Source organism: Sphingobium cloacae (genome assembly GCF_002355855.1).
Lineage (GTDB): Bacteria > Pseudomonadota > Alphaproteobacteria > Sphingomonadales > Sphingomonadaceae > Sphingobium > Sphingobium cloacae.
The window spans coordinates 936,732-955,007 of record NZ_AP017655.1; the positions used below are offsets into that span (position 1 = coordinate 936,732).

At 65.2% G+C, this 18,276-nt stretch carries 18 protein-coding genes; 9 read left to right on the forward strand and 9 right to left on the reverse strand.

Annotated features, from left to right (window positions below; all coding sequences use genetic code 11):
• Positions 1-56: 56 nt before the first annotated feature.
• The gene (parC, locus tag SCLO_RS04590; protein ID WP_066514286.1) at positions 57-2,345 is read right to left on the reverse strand and encodes a DNA topoisomerase IV subunit A; all 2,289 of its coding nucleotides are present in this window, start codon (positions 2,343-2,345) and stop codon (positions 57-59) included.
• Between the two features lie 128 nt (positions 2,346-2,473).
• Here parC and otsB point away from each other — a divergent pair, with 128 nt between their 5' ends.
• The 5 genes from otsB (at position 2,474) to purC (ending at position 7,543) form a co-directional block, all read left to right on the forward strand.
• The gene (otsB, locus tag SCLO_RS04595) at positions 2,474-3,226 is read left to right on the forward strand and encodes a trehalose-phosphatase (protein WP_231923347.1); all 753 of its coding nucleotides are present in this window, start codon (positions 2,474-2,476) and stop codon (positions 3,224-3,226) included.
• 152 nt (positions 3,227-3,378) lie between these two features.
• The gene (locus SCLO_RS04600) at positions 3,379-5,103 is read left to right on the forward strand and encodes a glycoside hydrolase family 15 protein (protein WP_066514108.1); all 1,725 of its coding nucleotides are present in this window, start codon (positions 3,379-3,381) and stop codon (positions 5,101-5,103) included.
• Positions 5,100-6,503: an alpha,alpha-trehalose-phosphate synthase (UDP-forming) gene (gene otsA, locus SCLO_RS04605; RefSeq protein ID WP_083948978.1), complete on the forward strand. Its 1,404-nt coding sequence runs from the start codon at positions 5,100-5,102 to the stop codon at positions 6,501-6,503. The genes SCLO_RS04600 and otsA overlap by 4 nt, the downstream gene beginning before the upstream one ends.
• A gap of 10 nt (positions 6,504-6,513) precedes the next feature.
• A complete protein-coding gene (locus tag SCLO_RS24170; RefSeq protein ID WP_255210209.1) occupies positions 6,514-6,636 on the forward strand; it encodes a hypothetical protein in 123 nt (40 codons plus the stop codon).
• A 124-nt stretch (positions 6,637-6,760) separates the two neighbouring features.
• A complete protein-coding gene (gene purC / locus SCLO_RS04610) occupies positions 6,761-7,543 on the forward strand; it encodes a phosphoribosylaminoimidazolesuccinocarboxamide synthase (RefSeq protein ID WP_066514113.1) in 783 nt (260 codons plus the stop codon).
• Positions 7,544-7,564: 21 nt separating this feature from the next.
• Here purC and SCLO_RS04615 read toward each other — a convergent pair whose 3' ends face one another.
• Entirely contained in the window at positions 7,565-8,317 is a 753-nt protein-coding gene (locus SCLO_RS04615) for a sulfite exporter TauE/SafE family protein (protein ID WP_066514116.1), read from the reverse strand.
• A gap of 141 nt (positions 8,318-8,458) precedes the next feature.
• Between SCLO_RS04615 and purS the strand changes: the two genes are divergently transcribed.
• Positions 8,459-8,692: a phosphoribosylformylglycinamidine synthase subunit PurS gene (gene purS, locus SCLO_RS04620; protein ID WP_009821548.1), complete on the forward strand. Its 234-nt coding sequence runs from the start codon at positions 8,459-8,461 to the stop codon at positions 8,690-8,692.
• A 3-nt stretch (positions 8,693-8,695) separates the two neighbouring features.
• A complete protein-coding gene (purQ, locus tag SCLO_RS04625; RefSeq protein WP_066514119.1) occupies positions 8,696-9,370 on the forward strand; it encodes a phosphoribosylformylglycinamidine synthase subunit PurQ in 675 nt (224 codons plus the stop codon).
• An 87-nt stretch (positions 9,371-9,457) separates the two neighbouring features.
• On the opposite strand, the gene SCLO_RS04630 is transcribed toward purQ, so the two are convergent.
• From SCLO_RS04630 to SCLO_RS04640, 3 genes are read right to left on the reverse strand one after another with little or no spacing between them, the layout of a single operon-like run.
• On the reverse strand, positions 9,458-10,774 hold the full coding sequence (locus tag SCLO_RS04630; protein WP_066514121.1) for an SPOR domain-containing protein: 1,317 nt from the start codon (positions 10,772-10,774) through the stop codon (positions 9,458-9,460).
• A gap of 7 nt (positions 10,775-10,781) precedes the next feature.
• Positions 10,782-11,294 (reverse strand): plasmid partition protein ParG, encoded by a 513-nt coding sequence (locus SCLO_RS04635; protein ID WP_066514127.1) that lies wholly within the window; start codon positions 11,292-11,294, stop codon positions 10,782-10,784.
• A 14-nt stretch (positions 11,295-11,308) separates the two neighbouring features.
• Entirely contained in the window at positions 11,309-12,031 is a 723-nt protein-coding gene (locus SCLO_RS04640) for a ParA family protein (protein ID WP_066514295.1), read from the reverse strand.
• A 187-nt stretch (positions 12,032-12,218) separates the two neighbouring features.
• Here SCLO_RS04640 and SCLO_RS04645 point away from each other — a divergent pair, with 187 nt between their 5' ends.
• Together SCLO_RS04645 and purU are read left to right on the forward strand one after the other, a co-directional pair.
• Positions 12,219-13,208: an SPOR domain-containing protein gene (locus tag SCLO_RS04645; protein WP_066514129.1), complete on the forward strand. Its 990-nt coding sequence runs from the start codon at positions 12,219-12,221 to the stop codon at positions 13,206-13,208.
• 107 nt (positions 13,209-13,315) lie between these two features.
• Positions 13,316-14,158, forward strand: a complete 843-nt coding sequence (gene purU, locus SCLO_RS04650) for a formyltetrahydrofolate deformylase (protein ID WP_066514130.1) — start codon at positions 13,316-13,318, stop codon at positions 14,156-14,158.
• Positions 14,159-14,510: 352 nt separating this feature from the next.
• Here purU and SCLO_RS04655 read toward each other — a convergent pair whose 3' ends face one another.
• The 4 genes from SCLO_RS04655 to SCLO_RS04670 all read right to left on the reverse strand — a co-directional run bounded on the left by SCLO_RS04655 (position 14,511) and on the right by SCLO_RS04670 (position 18,244).
• Positions 14,511-14,738: a DUF2093 domain-containing protein gene (locus SCLO_RS04655; protein WP_066514131.1), complete on the reverse strand. Its 228-nt coding sequence runs from the start codon at positions 14,736-14,738 to the stop codon at positions 14,511-14,513.
• Positions 14,738-16,141 carry an NAD(P)H-dependent flavin oxidoreductase gene (locus tag SCLO_RS04660; RefSeq protein ID WP_066514296.1) on the reverse strand — a complete coding sequence of 468 codons (1,404 nt, stop codon included), beginning with the start codon at positions 16,139-16,141 and terminating at the stop codon, positions 14,738-14,740. Before SCLO_RS04660 ends, SCLO_RS04655 begins: the two co-directional genes overlap by 1 nt.
• A gap of 95 nt (positions 16,142-16,236) precedes the next feature.
• On the reverse strand, positions 16,237-17,379 hold the full coding sequence (locus SCLO_RS04665) for a glycosyltransferase (RefSeq protein WP_066514297.1): 1,143 nt from the start codon (positions 17,377-17,379) through the stop codon (positions 16,237-16,239).
• A complete protein-coding gene (locus SCLO_RS04670; RefSeq protein ID WP_066514132.1) occupies positions 17,372-18,244 on the reverse strand; it encodes an alpha/beta fold hydrolase in 873 nt (290 codons plus the stop codon). The genes SCLO_RS04665 and SCLO_RS04670 overlap by 8 nt, the downstream gene beginning before the upstream one ends.
• Positions 18,245-18,276 lie beyond the last annotated feature (32 nt).

The window sequence follows — 18,276 nt, forward strand, 5'->3', positions numbered from 1 at the left end:
GGTTCCGGAGTAAAACGAAAGGGTAAATTTTCCGGAAACATGCTTAGCTTTTCATATCAAAACCGATTGTCACGCGGGAAGCCCGTAGGCGGCATCCGTCCCGCCGCTCCGCGGGCCACGCGCCATGGCGTCATGTCCGCTTCCGTGCGGGTGCGGCCGGTTTCCCCGCCCATCGTCCAGCTCAGGCCATCGGCGAAGCGGAAGGCGATGGCGTCGGACAATCCGCCGTCGCGATACCGTTGCATCTGGACGCCCTGCCCACGCGCCATGCGCGGCATTTCGGTCAGCGAATAGACCAGCAGCTTGCGGTTTTCCCCCACCACCGCGACGCTGTCCGCTTCCGGCGCGATGGGGCGCACGACCGCCAGCTTCGCCCCGGCGCGGACGTTCACCACCTGCTTGCCCTTGCGCGTTTCCGCGATCACATCGCCCATGGCCGCGACGAAGCCGCGCCCGTCCGACGCCGCCAGCAGCAATTCGCCGCCAGACCGCGCGGGCAGCAGGGCGACGATGCCGCCTTCATTGTCCATGTCCACCATCATCCGCACCGGATCGCCGAAACCGCGCCCGCCCGGCAGCTTGTCCGCGCCCAGCGTATAGATCCGGCCCGTCTCGGTCGCCAGCAGCAGCTTGTCGGTCGTCTGCGCGTGGAAGGCGATCATCGGACCATCGCCTTCCTTGAACTTCAGCGTGTCGGCGGAGGCCAGGTCGCGATGCCCGCTCATCGCCCTGATCCAGCCGCGTTCGGACAGGATCACGGTGATCGGCTCCTTCTCGATCATCGCCTCCAGCGGGATTTCGCGCGCGGGCGCCGCTTCCTCGACCAGGCTGCGGCGGCGGCCGATGTCGCTGTCGGGCGAATAGCGTTTGCGCAGGTCCGCGAGGTCCTTCTTGAGCCGCGTCCGTTGCCGCGCCGGGCTTTCGACCAGCTTGGTGAGTTCGTCCCGCTCCTTCAGCAATGCCGAATGCTCGCGGCGCAGCTCCATCTCCTCCAGCTTGCGCAGGGAGCGCAGCCGCATGTTGAGGATCGCCTCGGCCTGCCGGTCGGTGAGCTGGAATTCCTCCATCATCACCGCCTTGGGTTCATCCTCGGTGCGGATGATCTCGATCACCCGGTCGAGATTGAGGTAGGCGATGATGTAACCGTCCAGCAGTTCGAGCCGGGCCGCGATCTTGTCCAGCCGGTGCTTCGCGCGCTTCACCAGCACGTCGATCTGGTGCCGCAGCCATTCGACCAGCACCTCGCGCAGGCCCATGACGCGCGGCGTCCGGCTGGCGTCCAGCACGTTGAGGTTGAGGCTGAAGCGGTTTTCAAGGTCGGTGAGGCGGAACAGGCTGTCCATCAGCACGTCGGGATCGACGGTCCGCGCGCGCGGTTCGATGACGATGCGGATTTCCGCGTCGCTCTCATCCCGCACATCGGCCAGGATCGGCAGCTTCCTGTCGTTGATGAGCGCGGCGATCTGCTCGATCAGCTTGGATTTCTGCACCTGGAAGGGGATTTGGGACACGACCGCGACCCATGTGCCGCGCCCGCCTTCCTCCTTGTGCCAGCGCGCCCGCGTGCGGAACGCCCCGCGCCCGGTCGCATAAGCCTCCGATATGATGGAGGGGCTGTCGACCAGCACGCCGCCGGTCGGGAAGTCCGGCCCCTTCACGATCTCCATCAGCGCCGCATGGTCCGCTTCGGGATTGTCGATCAGCAAGGTCGCCGCGTCGATCAGTTCCGCGACATTATGCGGCGGGATGCTGGTCGCCATGCCGACCGCGATGCCGCTGGCGCCATTGGCCAGCAGGTTGGGGAAGAGGCCGGGAAAGACCTCCGGCTCCTCATCCTCGCCATTATAAGTGGGGCGGAATTCGACCGTGCCTTCGTCAAGGCCCGCCATCAGGTCCGCCGCCGCCTGCGTCAGCCGCGCCTCGGTATAGCGCATCGCCGCCGCATTATCGCCGTCGATATTGCCGAAATTCCCCTGCCCGTCGACGAGCGGCGTCCGCAGTGAGAAATCCTGCGCCAGACGCACCATGGCGTCATAGACGGACGCATCGCCATGCGGGTGGTATTTGCCGATCACGTCGCCCACGACGCGCGCGCATTTCTTGTAAGCGGTGGTATTGCGCGCCGGATTGGCGACGAGCACGTCGGGCGAGGCGCCCGAAGGTTCCATGCGCAGCAGCCGCATCGCCCAGAGCAGTCGCCGGTGCACCGGCTTCAATCCGTCGCGCAGGTCCGGCAGCGACCGCGCCGTGATGGTGGAGAGCGCATAAACCAGATAGCGCTGCGACAGCGCATCGTCGAAAGGATGGTCCTTGATGGCGTCGAACGGATCGCGAAAGTCAGTCATCGCGAAGCCGAATAGCAAGCCGCAAGTCGATGGGGAACGCTTTTTCCCATGCCGCGCCAACAAGAAAATTGTGCAAGTGCAGCAAAAAGAGGCTTGCGAAATCCGGACGCCGCGCCAATTTTCGGGCCGTGGCCCATTCCCCTTCCTTTCCCCAGCTTCCGCCGCCCCCGCAGGCCCTGCTGAACGGCGCATCGCTTTTCCTCGATTTCGACGGGACACTGACGCCCATCGCGGATACGCCCGACGGCGTGACGGTCGACCGGGATTTGCTCGACCTGCTCATCCGGCTGCGCGATCAACTCGATGGCCGTCTTGCGATCGTGAGCGGCCGGTCGGTCGCCACCTTGCGTGACCTGGGCCTTTCGGCCTTCCTGCTGGCAGGTACGCATGGGCTGGAATTCGCGCGGCCCGGCTGTCCGGTCGAGGCGCCCGAACGTCCCGCCTCCATCGATCGAGCCGAAGCGGCCTTCCATGCCTTTGCGGACGGCAAGCCCGGCCTGCTGGTCGAGCGCAAGTCGATCAGCGTCGGCCTGCATTTCCGGGGCGCGCCGCAATGGGGCGAGGAGGCCGGCGACCTCGCCGCCGACCTCGCCGCCCGCCACGCGCTCCAGCTCCAGCCCGGCAAGATGCTGTTCGAACTGCGCCCCGGCGGCGCGGACAAGGGAAGCGCCGTCCATGCCCTGATGTCCCGCGGCCCGATGCAGGATGGCACCCCCCTCTTCATCGGCGACGACGTGACGGACGAAGAAGGCTTCGCCGCCGCCGCCGACCTGGGCGGAAACGGCATATTGGTGGGGACACCTCGCGAAACGCGGGCGGGCTTTTCCTTGGAACAGGTAGCGGCCGTCAGGCATTATCTGCGGCAAGGGGTGCCGGCCTGAACCGGCTACCCCTTTTTCATGGTGCACGGAGAAAAGGGGGCAGACCGATAATCGGACTTAGCAACAATCCGCTGGGCGGCAATGAGCGGACACTCGACCTCTGGCCCATTGGAAACTGCCAGGCATCCGCCCTGATCGACCGAGCCGGGCGCATGGTGTGGGCCTGCGTCCCGCGCGTGGACGGCGACCCGGTTTTTTCCGCCCTGCTCGACGACAAGCCGTGGGACAGCCCGGAAGCGCGCGGCTTCTGGGCGATAGAATTGGAAGGATGCGTACAGGTCGAACAACGCTATGTCCGCAACACCCCCATATTGGTGACGCGGCAGAGCGACGCGCAGGGCAACGCCATCGAAACCTATGATTTCTGCCCGCGCTATCCGCATCAGGGGCGGATGTATCGCCCGGTCGCCTTCGCCCGCGTGGTGCGCCCGGTGGCGGGATCGCCGCGCATCCGCGTGCGGCTGCGCCCGACGACCAGCTGGAATTCGGAAGCCGTGCCGATCAGCTTCGGGTCCAACCACATCCGGATCGTGCTGTCCTATATGGCGATGCGGGTTTCGACCAACGCGCCCATCGGCCTCATCAGCCAGGAAAGCTGGTTCCGCCTCGAACATGACATGCATTTCTTCATGGGGCCCGATGAGAGCTTTTCCGACGCCTTGCGCCCCGCGCTGGAGCGGATGCTGGACGATACGGTGCATGAATGGCAGGTCTGGGTCCGCAGCCTCGCCATCCCGCCCGAATGGCAGGAAGCGGTCATTCGATCGGCCATCACGCTGAAACTCTGCCAGCATGAGGAAACGGGCGCCATCGCCGCGGCGCTCACCACCAGCATCCCCGAACATGCCGATAGCGGCCGCAACTGGGACTATCGCTACTGCTGGATCAGGGACGCCTATTATACGGTGGAGGCGCTGAACCGGCTGGGGGCGCTCGATGTGTTGGAAAGCTACCTCGTCTATCTCCGCAACATCGTGGACAATGCGCGCGGCGGGCATATCCAGCCGCTTTACGACGTGCGCGGCAAGGCCACTCTGGAGGAATGGGAGGCCACGAACCTGCCGGGCTATCGCGGCATGGGGCCGGTGCGCGTGGGCAACGCCGCCTATTCGCAAATCCAGCACGACGCCTATGGCCAGATCGTGCTGTCATCGGTCCAGGGCTTCATCGACCAGCGGCTTCTCCGCATGGCGGGGCAGTCGGACTTCGAATCGCTGGAGGCCGTGGGCGAGCGCGCCTGGCAGGTCTACGATAAGCCGGACGCTGGCCTTTGGGAGCTGCGTACCCGCAGCCATGTGCACAGCTATAGCGCGGTCATGTGCTGGGCCGCCTGCGATCGGCTGGCCCATGCCGCGCAGGCCATCGACCTGCCGTTGCGCGCCGCCTATTGGCGCAGCCGCGCCGACACCATGAGGCAGCGCATCATCGAGGCGGCATGGCGGCCGGAGAGCAAGGCCATATCCGCCAATTTCGAGGATGACGCGCGCGACGCGTCCCTGCTCCAGTTGCTCGACCTGCGTTTCCTGAAAGCGGACGATCCGCAATTCACCGGCACGCTCGCGGCGCTGGAGGCCGATCTGCGCCGGGGAAACAATATGCTGCGCTACAGCGCGCCCGACGATTTCGGGGAGCCGGTCACAGCCTTCAACGTCTGCACCTTCTGGCTGATCGAGGCGCTGCACCGCACCGGCCGCGCCGAGGAGGCCCGTGACCTGTTCGAGGAGATGCTGTCCCGCCGCACCGCCGCCGGACTTCTTTCCGAGGACATCGATCCCGCGACGGGGGAGTTGTGGGGCAACTATCCCCAGACATATTCACTGGTCGGCATCATCAACTGCGCCGTGCTGCTGAGCAAACCATGGAGCATGATGCGATGAGCCGCCTGATCGTCATATCCAACCGGGTCAGCAAGCCGGGCAAGTCCGGCAACCAGGGCGGCCTTGCCGTCGCCCTCTCCCAGGCCCTGCGGGAAAGCCGGGGCATCTGGTTCGGATGGTCGGGCGAGGTGACGGATCATTTCACCGGCCAGATCGGCTTTGCGGAATATGATGGCGTCAAGACCGCGACCATCGACCTGGAAGAACAGGATGTCGACGAATATTATAACGGCTATGCGAACAGGACGCTGTGGCCGCTGTTCCACTTCCGCATCGACCTTGCCGAATATGAGCGCGATTTCGAGGGCGGCTACAACCGCGTCAACCAGCGTTTCGCGGACTGCGCCAGTCCCCTGATAGAGCCGGAGGACGTCATCTGGGTGCAGGACTATCACCTGATCCCGCTCGGCCAGATGTTCCGCGACCGGGGATTGAAGAACCGCATGGGCTTCTTCCTCCATATCCCCTGGCCGCCCACGCGCCTGCTCGTCTCCCTGCCCCATCATAGCAAGCTGGTCAGCAGCCTGTTCGCCTATGACGTGGTGGGATTTCATACCGAGGAATGGCTCGAATCCTTCCGGCACTATGTCGAAAAGGAAATGGGCGGCACGGTGAAGGGCGACACTGTGACATTGGGCGACCGCACGATCGAGGCGGTCGCCTGCCCCATCGGCATCAATGCGCAAGCCTTCGCCAAAGCCGCCGACAGCGACGCCGCCCAGAAGATGCACCGGCAGGTCCGCGCCTCGCTTCAGGACCGGGCGCTGATCGTGGGGGTCGACCGGCTCGACTACAGCAAGGGGCTGGAGGAGCGGTTCAACGGCTATGCCCGCTTCCTCAAGGACCATCCCGAATATCACCGCCAGGTCGTGCTGGCCCAGATCGCCCCGCCCTCCCGCGGGGAGGTGGAGAGCTACCAGCAGATCCGCGCCACGCTCGACGCGCTGGCGGGGCGGATCAACGGGGAATATAGCGATGTCGACTGGACCCCGATCCGCTACGTCAATCAGGGTTATCCACGCGACCAGCTCGCGGGCATCTACCGCGCGGCGCGGATCGGGCTGGTGACGCCGCTGCGCGACGGCATGAACCTTGTCGCCAAGGAATATGTGGCGGCGCAGAATCCCGACGATCCCGGCGTCCTCATCCTCTCCCGCTTCGCCGGGGCGGCGACGCAGCTCAAGGAGGCGTTGCTCATCAATCCCTACAGCCCGGAGGAGATGTCGGACGCCATCAACCGTGCGCTCGACATGCCGCTCGACAAGCGCAAGCAACGCTGGCGGGCGATGATGGACAGCGTGGAAAAGCAGGACATAAGCTGGTGGCGCGAAGCCTTCACCAGCCGCCTGATGAACGCGCAGGGCAAGACCGGGCTTTCCGGGAAGGAAACCGTCGGTTAAGGCCTGTCCGATGGACGACGAACCCACCGGCCTCCTCTCCGCTCTGCGCGCGCGTTCGGGCGTCCTGCTCGGCATCATCGGTCTTGCCGCATGGATCGCGCTACTCTGGTTCATGTTCGGCGACGTGCTGTAGGGCGCGCCGATTGCGCCCCTGCGCGCTTTGGTCTATGGGCGGCCCAAGCAGCCCCGGCACCCGCTGATCCCCACGATTCGCGTTTGCCGGGGCGGATTCTTTTTCAGGAAAGACAGGAGCGCGCATGGCTCGTCGCCGCCAGATTTACGAAGGCAAAGCCAAGATCCTTTACGAAGGGCCGGAGCCGGGCACGATCATCCAATATTTCAAGGATGACGCGACCGCCTTCAACGCGCAGAAAAAGGGCACGATCACCGGCAAGGGCGTGCTCAACAACCGCATTTCCGAGCACATCTTCACCCTGCTCGGCCAGATCGGCGTACCCACGCACTTCATCCGCCGCCTCAACATGCGCGAACAACTCGTGCGGCAGGTGGAGATCGTGCCGATCGAGGTCGTCGTCCGCAACGTCGCCGCCGGATCGCTCAGCAAGAAGCTGGGGATCGAGGAAGGGACTCAGCTTCCCCGCACGCTCATCGAATATTGCTACAAGGACGATGCGCTCGGCGACCCGCTGGTGTCGGAGGAGCATATCGCCTGCTTCGGCTGGGCCACGCAGGAAGAGATGCACGACATCGCCGACATGGCGATCCGCATCAACGATTTCATGTGCGGCCTGTTCGCCGCCATCGGCATCCGCCTGATCGACTTCAAGCTGGAGTTCGGCCGCCTTTGGGACGGCGAATATAGCCGCGTCATCCTGGCCGACGAGATCAGCCCGGACGGCTGCCGCCTATGGGACATGGCGACCGGCGAAAAGCTGGACAAGGACCGTTTCCGCCGCGATCTGGGCGGCGAGGTCGAAGCCTATCAGGAGGTCGCCCGCCGCCTGGGCCTGCTGCCTGAAGGCGCGGACACGACCGTCCTCGACCTCGACACACACCGCAAGAAGCGCGGCAAGGACTGAGCGTTCGGGCGGACGCCTTCCTCAAGCGAGGATCGCGTCCGCCATCAGCTTGATGCCCAGTAGCACCATCAGCACATAGATCAGCGTGTAGAAGCGCGCGGGATCGACCCGCTTCACCAGCGCCACCCCGGCGAAGGTCGCGGCAATCGCCACGGGCGCCAGCATCGCCGTCGCCAGCAGGTTTTCCCGCGTGAACTCGCCCAAGGCGGCATAGGCGGGCACCTTCATCCAGTTCATGACGGCAAAGGCGATGGCGGTCGTCCCCACCAGCATGTCGCGGGGCAGCTTCCTGGGCAGCACCCACATCTGGAAAGGCGGCGCGCCCGCATGGGCGATCTGGCTGGTGAAGCCGGTGGCGACGCCGAACAGCACCCCTACCCAGGCCGGGGAATTGGACGGCAGCACGATGGCGCGGCCCCGCTCTACCCACAATCTTTGCAGCCCGAACAGCACGGAGATCGCGCCCAGCGCTCCAAGCACGGCGGTTTCCGGCACTTTCGCCGCGAACAGATAACCCAGCAGCACGCCCGCCGCCATGCCCGGCAGCATGACCGCCAGGACATATCTGTCCCAGCTATGACGGAATGCCCAGACGCTCACCGCGTCCTGCAATATCAGGATCGGCAGGAGGATCGCGGCCGCCCGCACCGGATCGATCGCCAGCGCCATGACCGGCATCGCCAGCGATCCGATCCCGGCGAACCCGCCCTTGGCCAGTCCGGAAATGACGACCGCGAAGATCGCGCAGGCATAATAGAGCAACGGAGAATCCATGGGATCGCCTAAGCAGGTCGGCAAGCCGGATGAAAGCCCTCTTGCGCCCGAACGCATGGGGCGGGAACGGCATATCCTCTTGCCTGTGCGGCTTCCCGCGCCTAGGGGGATCGCGAAAGCCATTCACGGAGTTTCCGCCTCATGAAAGCCCGCATCTTCGTCACCCTCAAGGGCGGTGTCCTCGACCCGCAGGGCAAGGCGATCCATCATGCGCTCGAAGGCCTCGGCTTTGGCGGCGTCAACGATGTGCGCGCCGGAAAGCTGATCGAACTGGACCTTGCGGACGGCACCAGCGATGACGATATCGACGCCATGTGCCGCAAGCTGCTTGCGAACACGGTGATCGAAAACTACCGCATCGAAAAGGTGGCCTGAGCCATGAAAAGCGCCGTCATCGTCTTCCCCGGCAGCAATTGCGACCGCGACCTTGCCGTGGCGTTCGAGGCGGTGACGGGCGCGAAACCGGCTATGGTGTGGCATCGCGACACGGAACTGCCCGGCGACATCGACCTGATCGGCGTGCCCGGCGGCTTTTCCTATGGCGACTATCTGCGTTCCGGCGCGATGGCTGCCCGCTCGCCCGTCATGCAGGCGGTGGCGAAGGCGGCGGATCGCGGCGCCTATGTGCTGGGCGTCTGCAACGGTTTCCAGGTGCTGACCGAAAGCGGCCTGCTTCCCGGCGCGCTGCTGCGCAATGCGGGTGGGCATTTCGTCTGCCGCGACGTGGCGCTGACCGTCGAGAATGCGCAGAGCGCCTTCACCAGCCGCTATGAGGCGGGCGAGACGGTGACTTTTCCTGTCGCCCATCATGACGGCAATTATTTCGCCGATGCCCAGACGCTCGACCGTCTGGAAGGCGAGGGCCGCGTGGCACTGCGCTATGCGGAGGGCGTCAACGGTTCCGCGCGCAATATCGCGGGCATCCTCAATGAAGGCGGCAATGTACTGGGCATGATGCCCCACCCCGAACGCGTGATCGAAGCCGCCCATGGCAAGACCGACGGCCGCCGCCTGTTCGAGGGCCTGGTCGAAGGATTGATGGCCCGCGCCTGATCCGGTCACTCACTCCGACAATCCCCGACAGTAAACCCCGGAAGATCGCTCTTCCGGGGTTTACTGTTTTCTGTCCGTCTTGTCTTATCAGCGAGAGGCGAACTGCCGTCCCTTGGCCGCCGCCCATTGCAGCGGAGCGGCGTTGGGCGTGCCCTCGCGCACAAAGCATTGCCCCTTGCGCGCCCGGATCGAGCCGCACAGCGCCACGGCATCGGCACGGCTCGCAAAGCCCTTGACCGCCAGACGGTGGAAGCTGGCGCCATTGACCGTCACCTGGCTCGTCATCACCGGGAACGCCGCCAGCATTCCGTTGGAACGCGACATGTTGATCCATTTCTCGCGCGCGATGGCCGCGCTGTCATAAGCGCCGAGTTGCACCACCCAGTTGCTCGCCCCATTGTCGACTGGCCGAAGGAACGCGGCCTTCTGCATGACGGGAACGGCAGCCTTGGGCGGCGTGACCTTCATGGGAGCGTGGGCCTGCGCCGCGACACGGACCGGTTTGACAGGCGTCGGATCGGCCGCGATGCGGACGGGCGTCGCGTCGGCTGCTATGACCGGGGCGGAATCGGCCGTCTCGATCACCGGTGCCGAAGCATAAGCAGGTGCTTCTTCCTCGATGGAAGCCATCTGGACGGGCGCTCCGGCAAGGGGCGCCGCCACCGGAGCGAGCGCCAGAGCCACGGGTTGCCCCGCATCATCCCCGGCCATGCTCACCCCCATCAGGGAGGCCACGCGCATGGGGGCGAGTTCGGGAGCCGCGACCGAAGCCCATTGCGTGATCCGCTGGTTGGCGGCAGCCGGGTCGAGATCCATGCCGACCACCAGCCGCGCATCCTTCCAGCGGCCCGCCAGGGCATAGGCATAAGCCAGATTCTGCCGCGTGCGGGCCGTCACCGAAGGATCGTGAATGGCTTCGGAGAGGATACGCACGCCTTCCGGCGCATTGCCCGCCATCGCCATGGCGAGACCGTAGTCGGATGCCGGAACCTTGTCCGCATGATCGACCAGCAGCGCCTGCGCCGCGTCATTCTTGCCCAACGCGATGCGCACGAGCACCAGATTGACGATGGTCCGCGCTTCCCGGTTGCCCAGCGTCATCGCATCCGAAAGCGCCGTTTCGGCCGAAACGAAACGCCCGCCCGCGACATAGGCCAGACCCAGCAATTGCCGGTAATCCGCATTGTCAGGCTTCAGGCGCACCGCTTCCTCGGCGGCACGGATGGCGCGAATGCCATCGCGATCCGCTATCGCCTTTTCCGCCGCCAGGGCCTGCCTGCCAGCGTCGCTGTTTTGCTTGACCGCCGCAGTGGACGGACGAAAGGCGGCCCCCGTGCACCCCACCATGGTGACAGCCACCATCAGGGAAGACACCGCTGCCTTGCCGAATGCAGAACGCTTCATAATCACCCTACCCTTGTTTGCGACCGCGCATGGGCGGCACCTGCTGCACGAGCCGGTCGATTTCCGGCAAGTCGCTGAGATAATTGTCGACCGCTTCCGTGACGATCTGCTGCGCCGACCGCCCCGCCACCGCGCAGGCGAGCCGCAGCCGGAGATGCCGCTCGGCGTCGAGACGCAGGGTGAAAGCCGTCTTGCGCGTGGAACCCGCGCCGCGATTCGGCGCGGAAAGCGTTTCGGCCACCCGCTCTGCAAGGCCGCGCCTTTCGGCCACGACCGACGGCACTGGAACTTCCCTGGGAAGGGCATGGATCATCGGCGTGAGGCCGACGACCGGAGAAGGTTGCGGCGAAGAAGCCATGGGCGGGTCCCCCATGTCGTTCCAGCCCAGATCGTCCTGCGTCGCTGCCGCAGCCGCGGCGGCGCCAAGTCCCAGCACAGGCCTGCGCATCGCGGGTTGGGCCGCGCCCTTGCGGGCGAGAAGGCCGGAGGTCAGCGAGGCGATCGGTTTTGCTTCAGCCATCACGCGCCCTCCCCTCAATGCCCCACGACGCGACGGCCAAAGCCGCCGCCGGCAGGCCGCGCGCTTCCCGTGGTCCCGACGCTTCCATGCGGAACGGAAAAGACCGTGCGCCGGAAATTCTTTTCGAGGCGATCCGAAATATAGCTCCACAACTGGACGACTTCGCCGGCGGAGCGGCTCTTCGCATCCACCTCCATCACCGTGCGGCCGTCGATCATCGATGCGGCAAAGTCGGTGCGATGATGGATCGTGACCGGCGCGACAGTGCCATGCTGGGAAAGCGCGATCGCCGCTTCCGACGTGATCCGCGCCTTTGGCGTCGCGCCGTTGACGACGAAGATCAGCGGCTTGCCCGCGCGGTCGCAAAGGTCGACCGTGGCCCCCACCGCCCGCAGGTCGTGCGGACTGGGCCGCGTCGGAACCACGATCAGCTCTGCCACTGAAATCACGCTCTGGATCGCCATGGTGATGGCGGGCGGCGTATCGATGACCGCCAGTTTGAAGCCCTGCTGTCGAAGGATTTCGAGGTCCGCGGCCAGCCGCGCCACGGTGGTCTGGGCGAAGGCAGGAAATTCCGCCTCGCGCTCGTTCCACCAGTCGGCGAGCGACCCCTGCGGATCGATATCGATGAGGACGACGGGACCCTGGCCCGCCCGTTGCGCCTGCACGGCCAGATGTCCGGAAAGCGTCGTCTTTCCCGATCCGCCCTTCTGCGATGCCAGTGCCAAGATGCGCACGCGTTTCCCCCCAAGGAAATCCAGTTCCGGGCAGGATTGCCATGGCAGCACCTAAAATTTGGTTAACCCATCGGGGCGCTCCGCACCGCGAAGAAGCGTGGCGCGCCCGCTCGCGCCGCTAACAGCCTTTTAACCAATATCCGCGATAAAATGGCGTGAATGCCGTGGATTTGGGAGCAGCCCTTTCATGAACAATTTTCGAGGCGCGCTTATCGCAATCGCGACGTTGAGCCTGAGCCAACCCCTTCTCGCCGACGTCAAGCTGGGCGTCGATGCCTGGCAGCAGGGCGATTATGCGAAGGCTTTGGCGGAATGGCGTCCCCTCGCCGAAGCGGGCGACGCGGATGCGCAGTTCAATATGGGACAGGCCTATAAGCTGGGTCGCGGTGTTTCGACCGATCTCAACGCCGCGATCCAATGGTATCGCAAGGCAGCCGCGCAGGGCCATTTGCGCGCCGAGGACAATCTGGGCCTCTGCCTGTTCCAGCAGGGGGACCGTTCCGCCGCCATGCCTTATCTGGAACGTGCCGCGGCGCGAGGAGATTCGCGCGCGCAATATATCTATGGGACCGCCCTGTTCAACGGCGACCTCGTGGGCAAGGACTGGGTCCGTGCCTACGCCCTCATGACGCGGGCATCGGCGTCCGGGCTGACGCAGGCGAATAGCAGCCTGCAACAGATGAACAAATATATCTCGGATGAGCAGCGCGAACAGGGGAAAGCCCTGGCGGCCCGGATGGAACGCGAGAAAGGCTCGCTGCTCGCCTCCGCTCCCGCGCGAAACGAGAGCGCCGGACCCGCATTGCGACCAGCCCCCGCCCCGATCCGTACCACCGAAGTCGCCCCTTCCGCCCCACCGGCGCGCGCCGAGCCACCCAAGGTCAAGACGCCGACGCCGCCAAAACCGGCTCCGGTTGCCGCGACACCTCCCGCACGGTCCGCTTCGGGTCCATGGCGGGTCCAGCTTGGCGCCTTCAGCGCGGATGCGCGCGCCCGGGCCATGTGGACGCAACTTGCCGGCAAGGTTCGCGGCCTGTCTTCCTACCAGCCTTATTATGTCCAAGCGGGCGGCATCACGCGCCTTCAGGCCGGCCCGCTCGACAGCTCGGCGGATGCGACCCGGCTCTGCGCGCAGATCAAATCGGCGGGTGCGGACTGCATCCCCAAGAGAAATTAGGCCGAGGCGGCCATTCTTACGGGTTGATCGGCGACCGGGCTTAGGGCAACGCGGCCCCGACCATTATCTGGAGGCATGTGTTGACCAGTCCTGTTGCCCCGTCATGGGTGTTGACCCTCGTTTGCGTGGATCGCGTCGGGATCGTCGCAGCGGTCAGCCAGTTCCTGGCGGAACGCGGCGGCTTCATCACCGACAGCCAGCAATATGCCGACCGGGAATCGGGTCGCTTCTTCATGCGCGTCGCCTTCGAAGCGACGGATCACCGCATGGACAACGGCACGGAGGGGCTACGTGCGGAGTTCGCGCCGATCGGCGACCGCTTCGCCATGGATTGGCGGCTGACCGACATTCATGAGCGCCCGCGCATCCTGATCGCCGTGTCCAAAGGATCGCATTGCCTCGCCGACCTGCTGCATCGCTGGCAGACAGGCACATTGGCGGTCGAAATCATGGGCGTCGTGTCCAACCATCCCGACATGCGCCGTATCACGGAATGGCACGGCATCCCCTATCATGAACTCCCGTCCAATGGCGACAAAGCCGCTCAGGAAGCCGCCCTGCTCGACATTTTCGAGCGGACCCGTTCCGACTATCTGATCCTGGCGCGCTACATGCAGGTGTTGTCGGAGGAACTGGTCGACAAGCTGGTGGGACGCTGCGTCAACATCCACCACAGCTTCCTTCCGGGCTTCAAGGGCGCCCGCCCCTATCACCGCGCGCATGAACGAGGCGTCAAGCTGATCGGCGCGACCGCCCATTTCGTGACGGCCGATCTGGATGAAGGGCCGATCATCGAACAGGCGGTCGAACGCATCGACCATCGGGCCACAGCGGAAGACATGGTTCGCATCGGGCGCGACATAGAGACGCAGGTTCTGGCCAGGGCGGTCCGGTGGATCGCCGATCGCCGCGTATTGCTGAACGGCGGCAAGACCGTCATATTCCGATAAACGATCAGTCCCGACAATCAACGCCGGCCGGACGGAACCGGGCGGGGTGAGTTCATACGCCCGCTCTTCCGGTGGCGGCCCGGATCAGAAGATCGCCGCATATATGAACCAGCCTATGATAAGCAGGCTGGTCACCAGGCACACTCGATCGCCAAACACGTCCATTCGCGACATTTCGACACCCTATCCCGCTGGCGCTCCTGTTGGCGCCTTGGAATCAGGATACAGCAGTTTCGCGGATGAAGGAACAGTAAAGACAAGGCGAAGCGAAGGAAGGGATCGACAAGGCGCGGAGGGCTTCCTTGAACTGATATGGCGCCGTTCCTTGCGCCAGCGCATGGGGCTCATGCCGCTATTTCAGATCCATGGATGAGCCGGAGTGGCCCCGATGCCGGAGAAAGGATTGCGTGGCTTCCTCCGGCCCACGATAGGCTTCCTGAAATTCGGCGCTCCAATATTTCAGGTCTTCCAGATCGATGCGTGCGCCCGAAACGGCGCACAGGACGAATTGCCCCGGACGCACCACATCGAAATGCGGCGTGTCATAATGCAGCACCGCAAGGCCCTGAATATCCGCCATCAATCGCCCGTCAGGATACGGTCGACCAACTGCTTCACCGTCGGAACGAAGCCGTTGGAATAAAATGGGTCCGTCTTGAAATTATAGGCCCCATGCCCCGCGAACAACAGATTGTCGTCCAGCGAGCCGCCATGGACCGCCTGCTGCAACGACTTCTGGATGCAGAAGCTGCGGGGATCGGCCAGGCGCCCGGTGGAATTGGTCTCGCTGTCCATCCAGCTTGAGAAGGCGCACTGGCTGAGGCAGCCCATGCAATCCGTCTGATCCTTGCGGATCTCGGCCTTGTCCTCTTCATCCACGAAGACCAGCGTGTTGTCAGGCGTCTTGAGCGCGGAGGTGAAGCCCTGTCCCACCCATTCGCGCGCGCGCAGCAGGTCGCCGCGCGTCACCCAGAAATTCTTGCCCTTCACGCCCGCATCGAGCTGGTGCGTATGGTCGCCCGCCTGTTCGGTACTGAACGGAATCTGCCGCTCGGACCGCGCTTCCAGCTGGCGGAGGAAAGGATTGCGGATGGCGGAGCTGTAAAAGCCGGTGGGCGAGAAACGGTGCAACAGCACATCGCCGGGCTCCAATTGCATCAGCCTTTCCTTCCACGGCTGCGGAATGGGGCTTTCCTGCGTCAGGAGCGGCCGGGTGCCGAACTGGAACGCGATGGCGCCCAGTTCCGGATTGTCGATCCAGTCGTTCCAGTCGCGCAGATACCAGACACCGCCCGCCATCACGATCGGCACATCGTCGGAAATGCCGCCTTCGCGCATGGTGTCCCGCAGCGCCTTCACGCGGGGATAAGGGTCCTGCGGTTCGCGCGGGTCCTCCGCGTTGGACAGGCCGTTATGGCCGCCCGCCAGCCACGGATCTTCATAGACCACCGCCGCCAGCCATTCCGACGCCTTGGAATAGGCGCGCTTCCACAGAGCGCGGAAGGCGCGGCCGGAACTGACGATCGGCAGATAGTTGACACCATAGGACGCCGCGATCTCGCTCAGCTTGTATGGCATGCCCGCGCCGCAGGTGACGCCCGCCACCATGCCCCTGGTCTTTTCGAGCACGCCGTGCAGAACCCGCTGCGCGCCGCCCATTTCCCAAAGGACGTTGATGTTGATCGCGCCCTTGCCGCCCGCGATCTCGAAGGCGCGCTTCACCTGCTCGACCGCGCCATCAATGGCATAGGCGATCAGTTCCTCATGCCGGTCGCGGCGCGTGCGGCCATGATAGATTTGCGGGATGACATTGCCCATGGAATCGTAGCTGTCGGCATTCACCGCCGATACAGTCCCAATTCCGCCCGCCGCCGCCCATGCGCCCGAACTGGCGTGATTGGAAACGGCCACACCCTTTCCGCCTTCGACCAGCGGCCAGACTTCGCGGCCGCCATAGACGATGGGTTTCAAACCCTTGAACAAAGACATCTCCCGCACAAAAACCAACGGCTCCCCCGGCCGCCTAAATGCCGACCCATAGCAGATTATGGGCCGGATAACGAATTTTCGCGCGGCCCCTAGCGCAAAATGCCCGGTTGGGCCAGTGCCTTCCCATAGAGCGTGGCATAGGCATCCACCATCCGCGCCTCGTCGAAGTCGTGGGCGGCGCGTTCCCGGTTCGCGATCCCCAGTCGCGCGCGCAATCCGGCATCGTCCGCGAGCGCGCCCAAGGATGCCCCAAGCTGCCCTTCGTCCCGCACGATGAAAGGGCGGTTTTCGGGAGCGACCATGTTCGCCACGTCGCCCACATCCATCGCGGCGACAGGAACGCCTGCGGCCATCGCCTCCACCAGGGAAATCGGGAATTGCTCGCTGTCCGATGACAGGGCGAAGATGTCGAACAGGCCGACGAAGCGCCATGGGTCGCTCATGAATCCGGCGAGGCAGATGTCGTCGAGGCCATGGGCGGCGGCTTCGGCGAGGATCGCGTCCCGTTCGGGGCCTTCGCCGACGACGACCAGTTGCAGGCGGTCGCGATGGGCCGCAACGGCGCGGACGAGGCGGGGAATGTTCTTGACCGGGCGCAGGCCCGCCAACGTGCCGACCAGCAGCTTGCCCGGAGAGCGGCGGAGCACGGGGATGGCGCCGGGCGACGGCGGGGCGGCATAGCGGGCGACGTCGATGCCGTTCCGGATCAGGTGCACCTTCTGTGCCGGTTGCCGCCAGACCTGGCGGGCAATGGTTTCGAGGCGGATGGAGGGGACGACGAGGGCCTCGGCGCGCTGGAGGGCGAAGCGGCGGTAGAGGTTGCGCCGGGGCTTGAGGCCATGGGCTTCGTCGGCGTTGAAGCCGTCCTCATGATGGATGAGGGGAGGCAAAACCATGAACGAGGTGGCGAGGCGATGGGATATTGCCGCGTCCATCGCGCCCCAATTGTAGGTCAGTATCAAATCGAAACCTTGCAGGAAGCGCGCGATCTGGCGGAAGCGGCGGGGGTCGGGCTTGCCGGCGAGCGGCGGGGGCGTGGGGAAGTCCACGCGGATCGCGGGGTCGATGGCTTCGCGGGCGTCCATGGCGTCGGGAGCGGCGCTGACGATGCTGTGATGGGCGCGGCCGCCCCAGAGGTTCATCAGGCGGACGGCGCGGGCTTCCTTGCCGCCCAGCGAGAAGCTGCCGTGGACGTGGAGCAGCCGGGGCGGCCGCGACGATCCGTCAGCCATGGAGGACGCGGGCGAGCAGGCGGTCGACCGCCGCCACCGATTCGGGCTCATCCAGCGCGGGGGCGTGGCCGACATTCGGCACGACCGTGAGGTCGGCGCTCTCGCCTATGTCCGCGACCATGCGGCGGGCGGTGGCGTCGCCCAGCAGGTCGGAACGCTCGCCCCGCAGGATCGTCGTCGGGATGCCGCGAAAGGCGGCCATGACCGGCCACATGTCGACGGCGGCTTCCTCCCCGCCGGTCAGGCGCAGCGGTTCGGCCACCCGCATGTCATAGTCCAGCACCACGCGGCCCGCGGAATTGAGGCGGTAGAGCCGCTTGGCCACGGCGATCCATCGTTCGAGATCATAGGCGGGATAGACGTCGCGGTTGGATTCCTCCAGCGCGCGGGCGGCATGCACCCAGCTGGGGTGCGACTGGCCGATGCCGACATAGGTGCGGATACGCGCCAGTCCCGCTTCCTCCAGCGTCGGCCCCACATCGTTGAGCAGCGCCCCGGCCAGCCATTCGCGATGCGTCGCCGCGATCAGCATGGCGATGATGCCGCCCAGCGACGTGCCGATGGCGACGAAACGGGTGATGGCGAGGTCCGCGAGCAGCCGCCCTATGTCCTGCAAATAGGTGAGCGGGACATAGGTCATCGGGTCTTTGGCATAGGCGCTTTCCGCCCGCCCGCGCATGTCGGGGCAGATCAGCCGCCATTCGCCCGCGAGCCGCTCCGCCAAAGGCTCGAAATCGCGGGCGTTGCGCGTGAGGCCGGGCAGGCAGAGCAAGGGCGGACGACCGTCATCGCCGCCCGCATAGTCCCGATAATGGAGCCGGAGGCCATCGGGTGACCACCAAAATCCGTCGCTATGGCCGCTCAACCTTGATCCCTCCGCATGTCTCCCCCCATATC